This is a genomic window from Luteimonas sp. 3794, from assembly GCF_031456825.1.
In the GTDB taxonomy this organism is placed as follows: Bacteria; Pseudomonadota; Gammaproteobacteria; order Xanthomonadales; family Xanthomonadaceae; genus Luteimonas.
Map to the genome: position 1 here is coordinate 61,050 of NZ_JAVDVJ010000011.1, position 16,555 is coordinate 77,604.

Annotated in this window: 13 protein-coding genes; 10 read left to right on the forward strand and 3 right to left on the reverse strand. The window is 67.6% G+C overall.

Going from position 1 to position 16,555, the window contains the following annotated elements; translation table 11 throughout:
- Positions 1–40: 40 nt before the first annotated feature.
- Positions 41–733, reverse strand: coding sequence for an FKBP-type peptidyl-prolyl cis-trans isomerase N-terminal domain-containing protein (locus J2X52_RS13865; RefSeq protein WP_310154445.1), 693 nt, complete (start codon positions 731–733; stop codon positions 41–43).
- Between the two features lie 181 nt (positions 734–914).
- On the opposite strand from J2X52_RS13865, the gene J2X52_RS13870 reads away from it, so the two are divergent.
- The 3 genes from J2X52_RS13870 to nth are packed head-to-tail and all read left to right on the forward strand — an operon-like array spanning position 915 to position 2,793.
- Entirely contained in the window at positions 915–1,697 is a 783-nt protein-coding gene (locus tag J2X52_RS13870) for an enoyl-CoA hydratase-related protein (RefSeq protein WP_310154448.1), read from the forward strand.
- Positions 1,698–1,711: 14 nt separating this feature from the next.
- A complete protein-coding gene (locus J2X52_RS13875) occupies positions 1,712–2,104 on the forward strand; it encodes a hypothetical protein (protein ID WP_310154450.1) in 393 nt (130 codons plus the stop codon).
- Positions 2,101–2,793: an endonuclease III gene (nth, locus tag J2X52_RS13880; RefSeq protein ID WP_310154453.1), complete on the forward strand. Its 693-nt coding sequence runs from the start codon at positions 2,101–2,103 to the stop codon at positions 2,791–2,793. Before J2X52_RS13875 ends, nth begins: the two co-directional genes overlap by 4 nt.
- A gap of 382 nt (positions 2,794–3,175) precedes the next feature.
- Here nth and J2X52_RS13885 read toward each other — a convergent pair whose 3' ends face one another.
- Positions 3,176–4,804 carry a M20/M25/M40 family metallo-hydrolase gene (locus tag J2X52_RS13885; RefSeq protein ID WP_310154457.1) on the reverse strand — a complete coding sequence of 543 codons (1,629 nt, stop codon included), beginning with the start codon at positions 4,802–4,804 and terminating at the stop codon, positions 3,176–3,178.
- A gap of 212 nt (positions 4,805–5,016) precedes the next feature.
- On the reverse strand, positions 5,017–5,814 hold the full coding sequence (locus tag J2X52_RS13890; RefSeq protein WP_310154579.1) for a 2OG-Fe(II) oxygenase: 798 nt from the start codon (positions 5,812–5,814) through the stop codon (positions 5,017–5,019).
- 308 nt (positions 5,815–6,122) lie between these two features.
- Between J2X52_RS13890 and J2X52_RS13895 the strand changes: the two genes are divergently transcribed.
- From J2X52_RS13895 to gspG, 7 genes are all read left to right on the forward strand, one after another.
- On the forward strand, positions 6,123–7,601 hold the full coding sequence (locus J2X52_RS13895; RefSeq protein WP_310154460.1) for a hypothetical protein: 1,479 nt from the start codon (positions 6,123–6,125) through the stop codon (positions 7,599–7,601).
- A 109-nt stretch (positions 7,602–7,710) separates the two neighbouring features.
- The gene (locus J2X52_RS13900) at positions 7,711–10,416 is read left to right on the forward strand and encodes a TonB-dependent receptor (RefSeq protein ID WP_310154464.1); all 2,706 of its coding nucleotides are present in this window, start codon (positions 7,711–7,713) and stop codon (positions 10,414–10,416) included.
- Positions 10,417–10,632: 216 nt separating this feature from the next.
- Positions 10,633–11,337 carry a type II secretion system protein N gene (locus tag J2X52_RS13905; RefSeq protein ID WP_310154467.1) on the forward strand — a complete coding sequence of 235 codons (705 nt, stop codon included), beginning with the start codon at positions 10,633–10,635 and terminating at the stop codon, positions 11,335–11,337.
- Positions 11,334–13,391, forward strand: a complete 2,058-nt coding sequence (gspD, locus tag J2X52_RS13910; RefSeq protein ID WP_310154470.1) for a type II secretion system secretin GspD — start codon at positions 11,334–11,336, stop codon at positions 13,389–13,391. The genes J2X52_RS13905 and gspD overlap by 4 nt, the downstream gene beginning before the upstream one ends.
- Positions 13,388–14,878 carry a type II secretion system ATPase GspE gene (gene gspE / locus J2X52_RS13915; protein WP_310154473.1) on the forward strand — a complete coding sequence of 497 codons (1,491 nt, stop codon included), beginning with the start codon at positions 13,388–13,390 and terminating at the stop codon, positions 14,876–14,878. The genes gspD and gspE overlap by 4 nt, the downstream gene beginning before the upstream one ends.
- The gene (gene gspF, locus J2X52_RS13920; RefSeq protein ID WP_310154476.1) at positions 14,865–16,064 is read left to right on the forward strand and encodes a type II secretion system inner membrane protein GspF; all 1,200 of its coding nucleotides are present in this window, start codon (positions 14,865–14,867) and stop codon (positions 16,062–16,064) included. Before gspE ends, gspF begins: the two co-directional genes overlap by 14 nt.
- A 38-nt stretch (positions 16,065–16,102) precedes the next feature.
- The gene (gene gspG, locus J2X52_RS13925) at positions 16,103–16,546 is read left to right on the forward strand and encodes a type II secretion system major pseudopilin GspG (protein WP_310154479.1); all 444 of its coding nucleotides are present in this window, start codon (positions 16,103–16,105) and stop codon (positions 16,544–16,546) included.
- The last annotated feature ends 9 nt before the right edge of the window (positions 16,547–16,555 follow it).

A 16,555-nucleotide genomic window follows, 5' to 3' on the forward strand; every position in this document is an offset into this window, starting at 1 on the left:
CATGCACGTCGGCGTCGGGTAGCGCGTGTCGCTGTGCGGATCAGCGGCTGCTGAGCAGCTTCACCATCACGCCCACCGGCTGGCGGGCGATTTCCTGCGTGCCTTCACCGGTGACGAACTTGCCCGGCGGGAACACCACCTCGTACACCGCGTTGAGCGGCATCAGCGGCAGCACTTCACGCAGACCGGCGATCGGGGCTTCCGAGACGCGGAACGGGGGGCTCTTGTCTTCCTGGCTCAGACCGATGCCGGCCGGCACGATCAACGCCTGGTAGGCGATTTCGACGGTGCTGGCAGCGGTCGGCCTGGCACCGGCGCCAGCTTCGACGACGCGGTACATCACGCCGCTCGGCAGCGAGACCACACCTTCGCGTGCCTTGTACTCATTGATGAACGTGGTGGCCTGACCCTCGTTCTGGGTCAGTGCCGCGCGACGCTCAGCGACGATCTTTTCCTGCATGCGCTGCTGGAAGCCGTTGTAGGCGGTGCCCATCTGCTCGGGCGTGTAGGTCGGGTCCTTGCGACCGTGACCGTCCTGCAGACCCTTGATGATCGTGTTGACGTCGACCGACTCGCCGGTTTCCGCCAGGCGGTTGCCGAGGTCGAAACCCAACGCGTAGCTGAGCGTGGTGCGATCGTTCGCGTTAGCCGCGGGGGCTGCCGCCTGCTGCGCAAACGCCGCGCCGCTGAACGTGATGGCCGCGACTGCGGCAGCAATAAAACGCAACTTCATTCCGTGTATCTCCGCTAGGTCAGATTTCGATATCGCCTGTCGCGCGAAGGGGCGGTCGAACCGCCCCCTATGGACGCGCTAGGATAGCGGTCGAAGGGCTTAACCGCCACTGACGACCCCCAACTAGACCGCGGCCGCCCCGACAAGTTCCACGGGCGGCGCTTTTGCGCCTGGAGTCTCCATGTCCGAATCCCCGCTGTTGATCGAAGATCAGGACGCCGTACGCGTCATCACGGTAAACCGGCCCGACAAGCTGAACGCCTTGAACTCGGCGACGCTCGATGCGCTGCACCGCGCGTTCGACGACGCCGCCTCTGCCGATACCGTGCGCGTGGTGGTACTGACCGGCGCCGGCCCCAAGGCATTCGTCGCCGGCGCGGACATCGCCGAGATGGCCGATCTGCGCCCTGTCGAAGGCCGCGATTTCGCACTGCGCGGCCAGGCGATGATGCGCCGGGTCGAAACGCTGCCCAAGCCGGTGATCGCGATGGTCAACGGCTTCGCGCTGGGCGGCGGACTGGAACTGGCGATGTGCTGCCATCTGCGGATCGCCGCCGACACTGCCAAGGTCGGCCAGCCCGAGGTGAACCTCGGACTGATTCCAGGTTTCGGCGGCACTCAGCGCCTGCTGCGTCTGGCGGGCCGAGCGGCCACGCTGGAGCTGTGCCTGACCGGCGCGCCGATCAACGCCGAACGTGCGCTGGCGCTGGGCATCGTCAACCGCATCGCGCCGGCCGCCGAACTGCAGGCGCAGACGATGGCACTGGCCGAGCAACTGGCGAACGCCGCCCCGCTCGCCCTGCGCGGCGTGCTCGACTGCATCAACACAGGCGGCGAAAGCGCGATCGGCGAAGGGCTCGCGTTCGAGGCCGCGCAGTTCGGCCTGATGTTCGCCACCGAGGACATGCGCGAAGGCACGCGCGCGTTTCTCGAACGCCGCAAGCCCGAGTTCAAGAACCGCTGAGTCGCACGCACGCCATGCCGCAGCACCCGCCCGACGCCAGCACCCCCTCCCTCGATTCACTCGAACAGCTCGTCGCGCTGTTGCGCAACGACGATGTCGATGCCGCGATCGATGCCGGCCTGATGGCCGCCTGGCCGGACATGTGTGCCGACGTGCTGGATGCCGATGCGCGTGCCTTGCTGCTCGATGCGCGATCACGCCTGCGCACGGCGTGGGACGCACGCGCGCGCTTCGAGGCGCGCAATGCCCGGCTCGCCCGCCTCGCCGAGGAACGCGAGATCGCGCGTCGCATCCCGGCGCCAACACCTGCCGCGGCCGATGCGGCGCCGGCGCGGCCTGCCCTGCCGACGAACGCTGCGGCGATTCTCGCCCGCGCCAAGGCACGCGCGGCAGGCGGCACGTCATGAGCGCTGCAGGCAGCGCCGCTGCGCCGAAACGGCGCGGCCCGACGATGACGCGCGCGGAGATCCACGAATTCCTCGCCCGTCTGCGCGAGATCGATCCCGAGCCGACGACCGAACTCGAATACACCACGCCGTTCGAACTCTTGATCGCGGTGATCCTGTCGGCGCAGGCAACGGACGTCGGCGTCAACAAGGCGACGCGCCGGCTGTACCCGGTTGCCAATACGCCCCAGGCGATCCTCGATCTCGGCGAGGAGGCGCTCAAGCGCCATATCGCGACAATCGGCCTGTTCAACGCGAAGGCGAAGAACGTCATCGCCGCCTGCCGCATCCTCGTCGACCAGCACGGCGGCGTGGTGCCGAACGACCGCGCCGCGCTCGAAGCGTTGCCGGGCGTCGGCCGCAAGACCGCGAACGTCGTGCTCAACACCGTATTCGGCGAACCCGCGATCGCGGTCGACACGCATATCTTCCGCGTGTCCAACCGCACGGGGCTCGCGCCGGGCAAGGACGTGCGCGCGGTCGAGGATCGGCTGATGCGCGTGGTACCCGGGGAATTCCTGCTCGGCGCGCACCATTGGCTGATCCTGCACGGGCGCTACACCTGCAAGGCGCGCAAGCCCTTATGCCCGGAATGCGTGGTGCGGGATCTGTGCCGGTTCAAGGACAAGACGGTGGGGGTTGTGGGTTAGCCCCGACGCTCGCCAGCACCGCCTTTTTTCCTTTTTTCGTTAGTTCGTTAGACAAAAGTTCGCGGCTTTTTCTTGCCCGTCATTCCCGCGTAGGCGGGAATCCATGGACTTTCCTAACCGAACGCATGTGCTGCGAACGCCTGTGGCGCAGAACGTGCGGGATTTCCGCTCTCACGCACGGCTGTCTTGAAAATCGCACTCCCTCCCTCCCGAGGGAGCGGAAGTTCTCTTCTAGCGCCGAACGGCGGACTCCCACGGCGGCAATCACGCAGTCAGAGTGAAAGTCCTTGGATTCCCGCCTGCGCGGGAATGACGGTATCGAGAGTTCTGGCGGTCGATGGGGAAAGCGCGACAGCACAAGTGCCACCGCGCTTTGCGCGAATCACTCGTCCCGTTCCGTAAACGGCTTGCGCGGCAATCGGTCGTCGCGCATTGCGGCGTGATACGCGAACGAGGCGATGATTGCCGCGGCCTGCTTCAGGTCGTCCGGCACCACGTGGTCATAGGTGTCGAGATGCGTGTGATGCACGTGGCTGAAGTAGTCGGCCGGGTCCTGCACGAACTGGAAGCCCGGCAGGCCGACGCGGTCGAATGAGATGTGGTCCGTGCTGCCGGTGTTGCGCGTGGTCACGACCGTCGCGCCGAGATCGGCGAACGGCGCCAACCATGCCCGGAACACCGGCACGGCCGCGTGGTTTTCCTGCGCGTAGATGCCGCGGATGCGGCCGGTGCCATTGTCGAAGTTGAAGTAGGTCGAGAAGCGGTCGAACCCGGCGCGACGCTGCAGCGGGCCGGTCCCGCGCTGGAACGCGCGCGGCAGTGCGACCTGTTCGGGATCGGTCGGCGCCGGCCAGTCGGCCAGATATTTCGCGACGTAGCCGGCCGAGCCGTGCAAGCCCTGCTCTTCGCCACCCCATAAGGCGATGCGGATCGTGCGCTTCGGGCGCGCGTCGATCGCCTTGAGGATGCGCATGGCTTCCATCATCACGACCACGCCTGCGCCGTTGTCGGCCGCGCCGGTGCCGGTGTGCCAGGAATCGAGATGCGCGCCGATGATCACCGTCTCGTTGGCCTTCGAGCTGCCGCGCAGTTCGGCGAAGGTGTTGGTCGCCGGCAAGTCGGTGTCGCTGGTGAAACGTGCCTGCACGTCGACACGCAGGCGCGGCGCCTGCTTGCTGTCGACTGCGCGCACCAGCTGGTTGTAGTGCTCGGCGGCGACGACGAGATCCGGCACGCCTTCGGGATCGCCGGCCTTGCGGCCACCGCCGCCCATGACGCGGACGATGCCGTTGTCCCACGAGCTGATCGACAGTGTCGCCAGCACGCCTTCTTCGGCGAAGAAGGTGTTGAGCGCGCGCACCAGCGCCTGCCGTTTGCGGTACTCGTCGAGGCGCTTGTCCTGGGCGCCCGGCTCGGCGTCCTGCGGCATCGGGAAGGTCTGCAGTTCGCCCAGGTCTTCCTCGGTATGGCGGCGGAAATCCGGCCGATCGGAGGGCTTGTAGGCGCGCGCCTCGTCGAGCAGCACGATCTTGCCTGCGAGCTTGCCGCGCTGCGCTTCGATGTCCTCGATGGTCTTGAACGAGGCGCGCACCAGCTCGCCTTCGACCGGACCCGGAGTGCCCGGCGTCCAAGCCTTGGGCAGCGCATGGATCGGCAGCTCGCGCGGCGCGATGAGTTCGACGCGCGAGGCGCGGAATTCCCAGCCGCGGCCGAAAGCCTCGTCGTAGACCTCGTCGTGCACATTGCTCAACCCGTAGCCGCTGAGCTTGCCGCGCGCCCATTCGCTCGAGCGCACATAGGCCGGCGAATTGGTCAGGCGCGGACCAATGGTCTCGGTCAGTTCCTTGAGGTTGGCCGCGACCTGTGAGCGGTTGAATGCCTCGTGGCGGATCTGTGCGACGACGTCGAGATCGACCGGCTCGCTCGCCTGGGCGAATGCGAGACCTGGCAGCAGGACGGACAGGAACAGGGCCGCCGGGCGCAGGCGACGGACGATAGGCGATGCGGTCACTCAAAATCCCCGGACTGGCGTGTCGCGCCCCGATGGCGACACGGCCCGGCATGCTACCTGAAGCGAGCCCATTGCCGGCATCCGCATCACGTCAGGACGCAGATCGGCAGCCAGCCAGCAGTGGCGATGCGACGCGGCGGCGGCGGCGGCGGGGCAGGCTCGACGATCAAAACGTGCACGGTCCACGACACGCCGCTGCGTCGCCAATCGCGTCAGTCGTGTCGCCCCGCACGCAGCCACTTGGTGGCGATCCACTTCTCGCCCTCGATCACCGGCGCCCCTGCATGCAGGGTGCGGGTCATTGGATGGGCGCGGTCGTAGCTGAAGAACACCGCATTGCCCTTGACCGCGGCCACCTCGAAGTGGACGTCGGGAAACGTGGTCGCTCCGCCCCGCTTCGGCGTGTTGAGATACATCACCACCGACGCCACCCGCTGGCCGCCGCGCGCCAGATGGACCTGGCTGCCCGGCTCGGCCGGATCGAAATAGTCGTGATGGGGCCGGTACTCGGCGCCCGGACCGTAGTTAAGCACCTGCAGGCCTTCGCCGTGATCAAGTGGCCAATCGAGCAGGCGCGCAATGCGCGCGTCGATACGCGCGCACAGTGCATTTTGGCCACGGGTGAAATACGTGCCACGACTCGTGCGGTCGGCATGCACCTGATCGCCGCCCGATTCGGGATCGACCGTGGTCGAGCGGCGCAGACGCGCGCGGGCAAGCTCGATCAGTGCATCGCATTCGTCGTCGGCGAGCAGGCCGCCGAGGACCAGCACGCGCGGCAGCATCAGGCTCGCCAGGACCTGCACCTGCCGGTCGCCTGCGTCGAGCAGCGAAGCGCCATTGGGCTCCGCAGGCACCGGGACGCGGCCTGGGAGCGGCAGGCCGGTCTGCTGCGCATTGCGCTCGAGGAAGCCCGCCACCGCAGCCTGGATCGCATCTACTGCGGCCTGCTCGTCCCAGCCTTCGGCCAGCAGCGGCTCGAGCACGCTGGCGGGATCGGCGCCGGACATCGCCTGCGCCACTACCCAGTGTTCCCGTTCGGTACTCAACTCGCGTGCTGTCACGTTCTGCGGCTCCTGGGCGTTGTGACCGATGCAATCGCGACTGCCGGTGGGCCGTCGCATTTCCAACATATCCCTGACACATGACAAGCCGAATCTGTCGCCAGTCACGGCAGGCATGCGGCGCGACTGCGGGTGTCGTTCCCGCCAGCGGTAACCGGCCTGTCACCAAACCTGACTAGAACGTTCAGCCAGATCCACCACCCACGCCCCGCGCCGTCCACGCACGCACCTCATTCGACCGGAGATTCTTCACGATGTCTGTCCGCAACAACACCAAAACCCTGCTGATGGCGTTCGGCGCCGTCTTCGCACTTGCCGGTTGCGGCAACGGCGCCGATGAAGTCGCGTCGCCCGGCGTGCCGGCGAACCCGCCTGTCGCAGCCCCGCCTCCGACCAGCCCGCCGCCGACAACGCCGCCGCCGACCAGCCCGCCGCCGACCGCCGGCCCCGCTGCCAGCTGCCCGGACGGCACAGTCAACCAGGGCACCATCGTCAACAACACGCTGCGTGCCTGCCGTCTGCCGCAGACCATTCTCGGGGACCTGACCCTGCGCAAGATCGATGGTGTGGCCTATCAGATCCAGGGCCAGGTCAACGTTGGTCAGGATCAGCTCGGCGATGCAGCGGTCAACGACGCGTCCAAGCGCGGCCGGCTCTTCATCGAGCCCGGCGTGACCTTGTTCGGCCGCAACGGCCCGGATGTGCTTCTGGTCCAGCGCGGCTCGCAGATCAATGCGCTCGGCACCCGCGATGCCCCGATCGTCTTCACCTCTCTGGCCGACCTCGAAGGCAACGGCAAGAAGTTCGACTGGGCCGGCATCGTGCTGATGGGCCGCGCGCCGATCAATGCATGTATCGGCAACGCGACGCCCGGCACTGCGGCCTGCCAGGGCGCCGTGGAAGGCACCAGCAATGCCTTCGGTGGCGGTAACGCGCCGAACGACAACAGCGGCGAGATGAGCTATGTGCAGGTCCGGTATTCGGGCTACGTCATCGGTGAAGGCAACGAGCTGCAGTCGCTGACCATGGTCGGCGTCGGCGACGGCACCAAGATCAGCCACTTCCAGTCGCATGCCAGCGGCGACGACGGCATCGAGATCTTCGGTGGCACGGTCAACATGAGCCACGTGGTCATCACCGAGGCCGATGACGACTCGCTCGACACCGACTGGGGCTGGAGCGGTGGCATCCAGTTCGGCCTGATCGTGCGCAAGACCGAATCGGTCAAGGGCGTTGCCGACTCCGGCTCGATCTTCGAGTGGTCCGCCGTCGATCGCCAGCCGACCTCGACCCCGAAGATCTCCAACTTCACCGTCTACACCACCGATCGCACGCTCGACTCGCTGGTCAAGGTCAATCAGGGCACCAATGCCTCGATCTGGAACAGCATCTTCGTGACCGCCCCGGCCGGCCCCAACCTGAAGCAGTCCGACGTCTGCTTCGACATCTCGGGTGCCAACACCCGGATCGAGCTGCTGTCGAACTACTTCACCTGCGACAAGCGTGACCGCAACACGACGACCACGCCCTATGTCGACGCCGCCAACAAAGCCGGCACGGTGTTCGGCCCCTCGACGCTGACCGCCGCTTACATCCCCGGCGCCAACGAAACCGCAGTCGCACCCGTCGCAGTGCGGGCCAAGCACGCGTTCTTCCAGGACGTGAACTACATCGGCGCCGCGCGTGACGCCAACGACACTTGGTGGACCGGCTGGACCGTCGGCCTGAACTGACCGGCCCGACTCTCCACCCGTAGCACTCAAGGATGCGGCGGCCCAAAGCCGCCGCATCTTGTTTGTAAGCCCTTTTCAAGTCTGCCCGACGCAGCCAAGGCCCCTACACATGACGTCTTCCATTACCCGACTTTCCCCGCTGCGCGCACGATCGCCGCGCCACGGCCGGATCGCGCGCACGGGCATCTGCCTGGCGGTCGCCGCGGCGCTGGCCACGCCCGTTTTCGCCCAGGAAGCGCCTGACACGCCGGACGCCGCCGCTTCGGCGGACGTTGCGCCGTCGGCGGACGCGCCCCAGCGGACCTCCGAACTGGGCGCGGTCAGCGTGCGCGGCGAATACATCCCCGAGCCGATGGCCAATACCGCCGCGGTCTCCAGCTTCGTGACCCGCGAGGACTTCGAACGCACCGGCGACAGTGATGCCGCCGCCGCCCTGGTCCGGGTCAGCGGCCTCAGCGTCGTGGGTGAGAAATATGTCTACGTGCGCGGTCTCGGCGAGCGCTATTCCAGCGCCCTGTTCAACGGCTCACCGCTGCCGTCGCCCGAGCCGCTGCAACGTGTGGTGCCCCTGGATCTGTTCCCGGCCGAGGCCCTGGCCGGGGTCACCGTGCAGAAGACCTACTCGGTGAAATATCCGGGCGAGTTCGGCGGTGGCGTGATCGATCTGCAGGGCCTGACCGTGCCGGATGCGCCGTTTCTCAAGCTCAGCGTCGGCATGGGTGGCAACTCGGTCACCACCCGCTCGCCAGGGCTGACCTATTACGGCAGCAACCGCGACTGGACGGGTTACGACACCGGCCGCCGCGACCTCCCCGACGGAATCATCCACAGCGGTCAGCCGATCACCAGCGCGAACTACAGCCGCGAGTGGCTGGCTGCCTATGGCAGTGCGCTCAACAATCCCAACCTGTTCCTGTTGCAGGAAAAGCGCCGGATCGATCCGGACACCAAGATCGGCGTCAGCGCCGGCTCGGCGTTCGACATTGCCGAGGATCTGCGACTCGGCGTGATCGGCGTGGTCAGCTTCGACAACGAATGGCGCACGCGCACCGGCAAACAGCAGGACGGTGTGTTCACCAGCAACGGCGCGGACGTCTACAACGACTACGATTTCGCCACCACCCGGATGAACGCACGGGTCAACGGTCTGTTCGGCCTGGGCCTGGAAAGCGAGAACCACTCGGTGTCCTGGAACACGCTCTACGTCCACGACACGATCAAGGAAGCCAAGTCGCGCGCCGGCTACAACTTCAACGTGGGCGTCGACATCCGCGAAGACGGCACGCTGTGGCTGGAGCGCCAGTTGGTCAACAACCAGCTGGCGGGCAAGAGCAGCTTCGGCGAGTTCGGCGATCTGAAGCTCGGCTGGCGCCTGGCCTACTCCAAGGCCCGGCGCACGACGCCGTACGAGACCAGCGTCCGCTATGCCAAGGTCGATGGCACCTGGATCCACGGCAGCGGCAACAATGCGCTGCGCTTCGGCGCGGTCGACGACGAAGTGGCCAGCGGCGGTATCGACCTCGACTGGCGCCTGCCGACCGAGCGCGAGCTGACATTGAGCGCGGGCCTGGCGTATTCCGACAACGACCGCGCTGCCGTGCAACGCACGTTCCGCTTCGACGCGCTCGGTGGCGGCCTGCCGGTCTACAACCAGTATCAGCGCGTCGACTATCTGTTCTCGGACTACAACTTCCAAAACGGGACCTTGACGCTCAACGAGATCACCGCCAACAACAACGGCGAGTCCGCCTACGACGGCACGCTCACCAACAAGGCGGCCTACGTGCAGCTGGAGGGCGAACTCGCGCCGCAGTGGCGGGCGACCGTCGGCCTGCGCTACGAGGACGCCACCCAGGCGGTGCACCCGCTGGACATCTTCAGCGGCGCGCGTGTCGGCGGCATCTTCGCGGCGCCGCCGCTGGAGAATGATTACGTGCTGCCGGCGGCGACAGTCACCTGGAATCTGGCCGACAACCAGCAGGTGCGTTTCGGCGCGAGCAAGACTATCGCCCGCCCGCAGTTCCGCGAGCTGGCGCCGCAGCAGTACTCCGATCCGGACAACGATCGCCTGTTCTTCGGCAACCCGTATCTGGTGGACAGCGAACTGCTCAATCTCGACGCGCGCTACGAGTGGTTCTTCGACGCCGGTGAGTATTTCACCGCAGGCGTGTTCTACAAAACCATCGACAATCCGGTGGAAGCGGTGATCGGTGACTTCGGCGGCAACCAGCTGTTCCAGGGCTTTCTCAACGCGCCGGAAGCCACGCTTTACGGCGTCGAACTCGAGTTCAAGAAGTACTTCGATCCGAGCCTTCGCTGGCTGGGCGATGGGCGTTTGTATCTCGCCACCAACTACACCTGGTCGTCCTCTGAAGTGAATGCCGAGGAAGGCGATACGGTGATCCCGCCCGGGTTCAACGGCGTGCCGCAGGACGCGCGCAGCTTCGTTGCCGACGGCAGCCGGATGCAGGGTCAGAGCGACCACATCGCGAACGTGCAGTTCGGCATCGAGCATGCGGCCGCGGACCTACAGGCCACGCTGATCGCGAACTACGTCAGCGAGCGGATCAGTGTCCGCGGACGGGCCGGCCAGCCCGACTACATGGAAGACCCGGGGGCCACGCTGGACTTCGTGCTGCGCAAAGGCCTCGACCTCGGCGGCTGGGGGGGCTTCAAGCCCGCGCTGAGCTTCAGCGCGCGCAACATCCTCAACAAGTCGCACCAGGAGTACCAGGAACGCGATGGCGCCCGTATCGACCTGTACACCTATCGGCCGGGTATCAGCTGGGATGTGAGCCTGAGCCTCGCGTTCTGACCCACGCTGCGTCATAAAACTGAAAAGCCCGGCCTCGAAGGCCGGGCTTTTCTTTTGCACGGCGGGCAGGTGCAGAAACAGAAATGTCATCTATCTGACTCATGCTGTCACGAATCGGTTACCTGACCCGCTGCCTTGCCTACTTTCCACCCGTTCCGAGGTCTGTCGCGGTGGCCCTGGCCCAGGCTGGTCGAAGCCGGCCTCTGGCTCATCCTGATGATTCAACTGGCCCGTCTGGTGTGGCTGATTTTCGCGCCTGCCAGCGTGGCCGGCGCGCCGCAGCTGAGCAGCCTTCCTTCACAGATACCGGAGTTGGCGGGACATGATCCGTTTCTTGCTGGCGCGGCACCTGTCGCCGCCGTGGCGACCGATGGCTGGCGCCTGTTCGGCCTACGCACCGCCGCCGATGGCCGGGGAACGGCCATTCTCGGCCGCGACCGGGAGCCGCAATCGGTCTATGGCGTCGGCGATGCGTTGGCACCCGGTCTGGTCCTTGCAGCAGTGAGGGCCGATCACGTCGAGCTGGGCAACGGGCAGCGGCTGGCACTTGTGCAGGAAGCGCCGGCCAACGCGCCGCTTGCATCGATGCCATCTCCATCGCTTTCGCCGCCGTCTGCACCGGCTCCAGCCAGCAGCGCGGACGTCGATCCCGGGCAGTTGCTCGAAGCAGGACTGCAGGCACGCACCGTCGATGGCCGCCTCGCCGGCTACACCCTGCTGCCACGCGGCAACAGCGATCTGCTGCTGCGCGCTGCCGGCCTGCAGCCCGGCGACGTGCTGCTCTCCGTCAACGGCCAGGTCCTGTCGCCCAGCGTGATCACCGAACTGGCGAGCGAATTGAAAGCCAATCCCCAAGCTGTCGTGACCTTCGAGCGCGATGGCCAGACCCGCACCCTGAACCTCGGAGGCAGCGCGCCATGAGCACCCGCATCCCGGCGCGGCTGCTGCTGGCGACCGCCGTCCTGCTGGCCTGCCCCACCCCGCCGCTGTCGGCGCAGGCCCACACACAGGCCGAAACGCCGGCGCTGCGCATGCAGAACGTCGAGCTCACCGCCTTCATCCAGGACGTGGCGCGCGCCACCAGCACCACCTTCATCGTCGACCCGCGCGTGCAGGGCACGGTCAACGTCAGCCGCGACCGTCCGCTGACCGACGAAGACCTGATCGGCGTGCTGCTCACCGTGCTGCGCAGCAACGGCCTGATCGCCGTGCCGGCGGGCACCGCCACCTATCGCGTCGTGCCCGACGACCTGGCCGCACAGCAGCCGGGCTCGCCGCTCGGCTACGCCACCAGCGTGTTCCCGCTGCAGCGCATCGACGCGCGCGCCGCCGCGGAAACGCTCAAGCCCTTGATCGGCCGCGGCGGCGTGGTGATGGCGCTGCCCCAGGGCAACAGCCTGCTGGTCGCCGACTACGTCGACAACCTGCGCCGCATCCGCGGCCTGGTGTCGCAGATCGACCAGGACAGCGCCAGCATCGACACGGTCAGCCTGCGCAACACTTCGGCGCGCGAACTCGCCGCCACCCTGGTCGACCTGTTCGGCATCTCCGGGCAGAACGACGGCGCGCTGTCGGTGCTGCCGGTGGAGAGCAGCAATTCGCTGGTGATCCGCGGCAACCCGGCGATGGTGCAGCGGGTGGCGCGGATGGCGCTGGAACTCGACAGCCGCGCCGAGCGCAGCAGTGACGTCGCCGTGGTGAAGCTGCAGCACGCCAGCGCCGAACAACTGCTGCCGGTGCTGCAGCAACTGATCGGCCAATCGCCCGACGGCGGCGGCGGTGCGGGCGCCGCGATGGCCGCCGCCGTGCCCACGGCCGCCGACGCCGAGAACCTGCAGATCATTTCTCCGGCCGGCGGCAAGCGTCCGGTGATCGTCCGCTATCCGGGCGCGAACTCGCTGGTGATCAGCGCCGATCCCAGCACCCAGCGGATCCTGCTCGACGTGATCCGCCAGCTCGACGTGCGCCGCGAGCAGGTGCTGGTCGAGGCGCTGGTGGTCGAGATCTCCGACGCCGCCGCGAGCCGGCTCGGTGCCCAGTTGCTGCTGGCCGGCAAGGACGGTTCGATCCCGATCGGCCTCACCCAGTTCTCCAACGGCGGCCCCGGCATCGCCTCGCTGGCCGGCGGCGTGCTCGCCAGCCGCGGCCGTGGCGACGACGACAGCGACGACGCCGTGGGCGATGCCGCCCGCCAGGCGGCTGCGCAGGCGCTGCTCGGCCTCAGCGGCGGCCTGCTCGGCTTCGCCGCCGAACGCGACAACACCCTGTTCGGCCTGATCATCAATGCGGTCAAGACCGACGCCGGCTCCAGCCTGCTGTCCACGCCGTCGATCCTGACCCTCGACAACGAGGAAGCCCGGATCATGGTCGGTCAGGAAGTGCCGATCACCACCGGCGAGGTCCTCAGCGGCAACAACGACAATCCCTTCCGCACCATCGACCGCCAGGACGTGGGCATCCAGTTGACCGTGCGGCCGCAGATCAACAGCGGCGGTGGCATCACCCTGGGCATCAAGCAGGAAGTGTCGTCGGTCAACGGCACCGTCAGCTCGAACAACGACGAACTGGTGCTCAACAAGCGCGAGGTCGAGACCAACGTGGTCGTCGACGACGGCGCGATGGTGGTGCTCGGCGGCCTGCTCGACCAGAGCAACGAAGCGCGCCTGGAGAAGATCCCGCTGCTTGGCGACATCCCCGGCCTCGGTGCCTTGTTCCGCAGCCGCTCGCGCAACAGTTCCAAGACCAACCTGATGGTCTTCCTGCGACCGACGATCGTGCGCAACGGCGCCGATGCCCAGCGCCACACCGCGCAACGCTACGGCTACCTGCGCGACACCGGCCTGCGAGGCGATCCGGCGGCGCTGATCGAACTCGATGCGCTGGTGCGCGACTACCTCAGGGCCGATCCGTCGACCCTGCCCGCGCCTCTCGCCCCGATCGCCCCGATCGTGCCGGACGCTGTGCCCACGCCGTGACGAACACACCCGCGCCACCCCTGGCTTATGCCTTCGCCAAACGGCACGGCGTGTTGCTGCTCGGCAGCGACGAGCACGCGCATGTGGCGCTGCGCGACGGTGGCGATCCGCTGGCGTTGATCGAGGTCCGGCGCACGACGGGCCTGCCGCTTCGCGTGGAAACGCTGTCTGCCACGGCCTTCGACCGCCGCCTGTCGGAGATCTACGCCGATGTCGGAATGGGTAATGCCGTCGGCGTCGAGCAGCTGGACCTGCACGGCAATCTCGACTCGCTGGTCGAGGACATTCCGAGCACGGCCGATCTGCTGGAAAGCCAGGGCGATGCGCCGGTGATCCGCCTGATCAACGGCCTGATCGCCGAGGCCGCGCGCCTCGGCGCGTCCGACGTGCACATCGAATCCTTCGAATCCGCGCTGCGGGTGCGCTTCCGCGTCGACGGCGTGATGCGCGAGGCGGTGTCGCTGCCGGCGCGCATCGCGCCGCTGCTGGTGTCGCGCGTGAAAGTGATGGCGCGTCTGGACATCGCGGAACGGCGCGTGCCCCAGGACGGGCGCGTGTCGCTGGCGATGGGTGCCAAGGCGCTGGACGTGCGCGTAAGCACCTTGCCCACGCGCGGCGGCGAGCGCGTGGTGCTGCGTATCCTCGACAAGGAACAGGGCACGCTGTCGCTCGAGCAGCTCGGCATGTCGGCGCCCACGCTGGCGTCGCTGCGCAAGGCGCTGCAGGTGCCGAACGGCGTGATCCTGGTCACCGGCCCGACCGGCTCGGGCAAGACCACGACGCTGTATTCCGCGCTGACCGCGCTCAACGACGGCGAGCGCAACATCCTGACCGTCGAAGATCCGGTGGAGTACGCGGTCGAGGGCGTCGGCCAGACCCAGGTCAACGCACGCGTCGGCATGAGTTTCGCCGCCGGCCTCCGCGCGATCCTGCGTCAGGACCCGGACATCGTCATGGTCGGCGAGATCCGCGATGCCGAAACCGCGCAGATCGCGGTGCAGGCCAGCCTCACCGGCCACCTGGTGCTTTCCACCGTGCACACCAACGACGCCGCCGGCGCGATCACGCGACTGCGCGATGTCGGCATCGAACCGTTCCTGCTCGCGTCCAGCCTGCGCCTGGTGATGGCGCAGCGGCTGCTGCGCAAGCTCTGCGTCCACTGCCGCGCGCCGCGCACCCACAGCGGATTCGCCGGGATGCTCGGTGGCGATTTCGACGGCGTGCTGTACGACGCGGTGGGCTGCCCGCGCTGCAACCACACCGGTTACGCCGGGCGCATCGGCATCCATGAGGTCATCACCGTCGACGAGCGCATCCGCCGCCTGATCGCCAGCGACGCCGGCGAAGACGCCATCGCCGCGGTCGCCTTCGCCAGTGCGGGACGGCTGTCGGACGCCGCGCGCGATGCGGTGGCCACCGGATTGACCACGCTGGAAGAAGCCGTGCGCGTCACCCGTCAGGAGACCCGGGACGATGCCGGCGTTTGACTACTCGGCGCTGGACCTGCGCGGCCATACCCGTGCCGGCACGGTCAATGCCGCGACGCAACGCGACGCGCGTGCGCTGCTGGAGAAGCGTCAGCTAGTGCCGGTCACGGTCGAGCCCGCAATGCAGCAGCATCCTGGCGGACGCGGCGGCCGCTTCGGGCCCAAGGACCTCGCCCTGCTGACCCGCCAGCTGTCGACGCTCGTGGCAAGCGCACCGCTCGAGGAGGCCCTGCGCACGATCGGCAGCCAGAGCGACCGGCGCGGCGTGCGCCGGGTGGTGATGGCCACCCACACCCAGGTGCTCGAGGGCCGCCGGCTGGCCGATGCGATGGCCCAGCAGGGCAAGGCGTTTCCGCCGCTGTACCGGGCGATGGTGTCGGCCGGCGAACGCTCGGGCGCGCTGCCGCAGATTCTCGAACGTCTCGCCGATCTGCTCGAACGCCAGCAGCAGGTGCGCGGCAAGATGATCGGCACCCTGGTCTACCCCGCCGCGTTGTCGGTGACCGCGGTGGCGGTGGTGATCGCGCTGATGACCTTCGTGGTGCCGCGCGTGGTCGAGCAGTTCGACTCGATGGGCCGCGAACTGCCGCTGCTCACGCGCGCGGTCATCGGTGTGTCCGATTTCATCAATCAATGGGGCTGGCTCGTCGCAACGCTATTGGTCATCAGCGGCATCGTGTTCGCCCGGCTGCTGAAGCGGGAGCATTTTCGGCTGCGCTTCGACGGCTGGCTGCTGCGCCTGCCGCTGCTCGGCCGGGTGCTGCGCGACCTGCACGCCGCGCGCATGTCGCGCACGCTGGCGATCATGCTCGACAGCGGCCTGCCGCTGATCGAAGGGCTGGCGATCACCGCGCGCACCGTCGGCAACCGCGTGCTGCGCGCCGCCACCGACACCATGGTCACCGCGATCGATGAAGGCGGCAGCATGTCCTCGGCGATGAAGCGCGCCGGTGTGTTCCCGCCCACGCTGCTCTACATGACCGGCAGCGGCGAGAACAGCGGTCGTCTGGCGCCGATGCTCGACCGCGCCGCCGATTATCTCGAGCGCGAGATCGACACCTTTTCCAACGCCACGCTGAGCCTGCTCGAGCCGGGAATCATCATCGTGCTCGGCGGCGTGGTCGCCATGATCGTCCTGTCCATCCTGCTGCCGATCCTGCAGTTCAACTCGATGGCGCTGGGCTGATCCCCCCGTCCGCAACCGACCAGGAATTCTTCGCCATGATGCTTCGTCGTTCCCGTCCCGCCATCGCCAGGGCGCGCGGTTTCACCCTGATCGAACTGATGGTGGTCATCGTCATCCTGGGCCTACTGGCCACGGTGGTGGTGATCAACGTGCTGCCCAGCCAGGACCGCGCGATGGTCGAGAAGGCACGCGCCGACGTCGCGCTGCTGGAACAGGCGCTCGACAGCTATCGCCTGGACAACCTGACCTATCCGCGCACCGAGCAGGGCCTGCAGGCCCTGCAGCAACCGCCGGCGGGGCTGGCCCGTCCCGAGCGCTACCGCAAGGGCGGCTACGTGCGTCGCCTGCCGGCCGATCCCTGGGGCAATCCGTACCAGTACCGCATGCCGGGACAACGCGGCACGTTCGACGTCTTCTCGTTCGGCGCCGACGGCGTCGAGGGCGGCGAAGGCGAGAACGCCGACATCGGCAACTGGCAGTAACAAGCACCG